Annotated in this window: 1 protein-coding gene; it reads right to left on the reverse strand. The window is 53.3% G+C overall.

Features of this window, described 5'->3' with window-relative positions; genetic code table 11:
- On the reverse strand, nucleotides 1–1,879 hold a 1,879-nt coding region (gene recC, locus ACTHUE_RS17130), incomplete at its 3' end, for an exodeoxyribonuclease V subunit gamma (RefSeq protein ID WP_440424046.1).
- Nucleotides 1,880–1,940 lie beyond the last annotated feature (61 nt).

The raw sequence follows: 1,940 nt of genomic DNA on the forward strand, positions 1-1,940 counted from the left end.
CCAAAAAGCGGCGGATATGGCGGATAACGGTTTTACACGGCAACAATCCGTCAAATTCGGCCAACTGCGCCTCTTCCTGCCATTTCGCCAAAGACTGCTCAAACTGCTGCTTGGCGTATTGGTCGTCCGTATCCGGAGCAAACAGTTTCTCCAGCAAATCACGGCAACGCTGCACCCAGCTCTCCACATTGGCAGGCTCTTGCCATTGCGCCGCCATATCGGCTAAAGTACGGATAAATTCGGCAAAACCGCTGAACACGTCCAGCTGATTGACATTGCTATGCCACGCGCTCACGCCCTGCCACATGCCGTTGCCGCCTTCAGGCAGCATCCAGCCCAAGGCCAAACGCTCTACCGCCTGCTGCCAAGTAAAGAGGTTGTCTTTACCCTCGCGCATGGTTTGGTCCAACCCCCAATGCACATTCAATCCGGCAACAGTCTCATGCAGCAGCGGCACATCCTCTTCGCTCAAACCGAAGCGTTGCAGCACCAACCAACTCTCCAGTAAAGGCAAAACCTTGTCCACTTCAAACCGGCTCTCCAGCAAGTCCAAAGTTTGCGCCAAAGCATACAGCAAGGGCTGACGGCGGCTGAGTTTCACATCCGAAATCGAATACGGCAAAGCCTGGCTGCCTACATGCTCCTGTCCAAAAACGGCTTCGATAAACGGACTGTACGGCTCGATGTTCGGCGTCAAAACGGCAATATCGTGCGGCTGCCAGTCGGGATTTTTTTGCAACACCAGCGACAGCTCTTCTTTCAAAATCTGCAATTCGCGCAAAGGGCTGTGTGCCGCAACGATTTTGACTGAGCCGTCGTTCAGCAGCTTGTCCGGCTCGACACACACTGGATTGCCGTCCGCATCGTGAACCTGAACCAAAGCCTGCTGCGCGCCTGCTTCGCCTTCTTCCTGTTGATATAAGCGTTCAGACGGCATGATCAAGTTTTGGATATCGTTTTGCAGGCAATGCAACAAGGTATCGTCTCTTCCCTCTTCATAAACCTGAATATCCTGCTCGGTTTCCACTTCCGACAGAAAATCAAAGAAATCGCGTCCCTGCTTGCCCAAAGAAGCCAACAGCGGATGCCCTGCCTGCGACAAATCCGCCTCATCGCCCCTTTTCAAAATTTGCGCCTCGTCGATGACCTCGCCCCAATATTGGCTGCTCGGGTTGAGCGCGAACACAAACACATCGCAATGCTTGGAAATTTGGTGCAGCAGTTGCAGATACATCGGTGCCATTGTCGAAATGCCGAATACAAACAACCTTTGCGGCAAAACCGATTTATCCAACTGCGCCAACAGCTTTTCCCACAAGGCCACGCGGTGCGGCGCCGATTGGCTGCCATCATCCAAATAACGCCACAGCCGCGCCTGCCAATCCTCATCATCGCCCAAACCCAGCAGCTTCCCAGCCTGCCACGCATCAATCCAATCCGGGCGGTACACCAAATATTGGTCGAAAATATCTGCCATCTGTCCGGCAAGCTGATAATCCGCCGATGCCGAGCTGTGCAAATAACTTTCCAGCTTCAGGCGCACGTTTTCGTACTCCGGGGCCGTCTGAAACGCTTCGCTGCGGAACAAATCCAGCAAACGCCAGCGCATAACTTCAGGCGAAAACGGACTGAGCGGCGGCACATCGGGAACCAATTTGCGCATCAGCTGCCACGCCAAACCGGCAGGCAGGCTGAACTTCAAATTCGCCGCCACGCCGAGTTTGCGCGCGAAAAACACATTCAGATAACGCCGCATCCCCTGGCTCTGCACCACCACTTCTTCCTGTGCCAATACCACATCCAAAGGCAAGGCCTGATGAATATGCGCGCACATTTCGGCAAGCGCTTCCAAACGGTCGGACTGATAAAGATAAAACATAGCAGACAATCTAAAAAACAATTGCCCACATTATAATGCCATTAGGACAAATGCTTCAGCA

The sequence above is a fragment of the Neisseria sp. P0021.S005 genome (assembly GCF_051956955.1).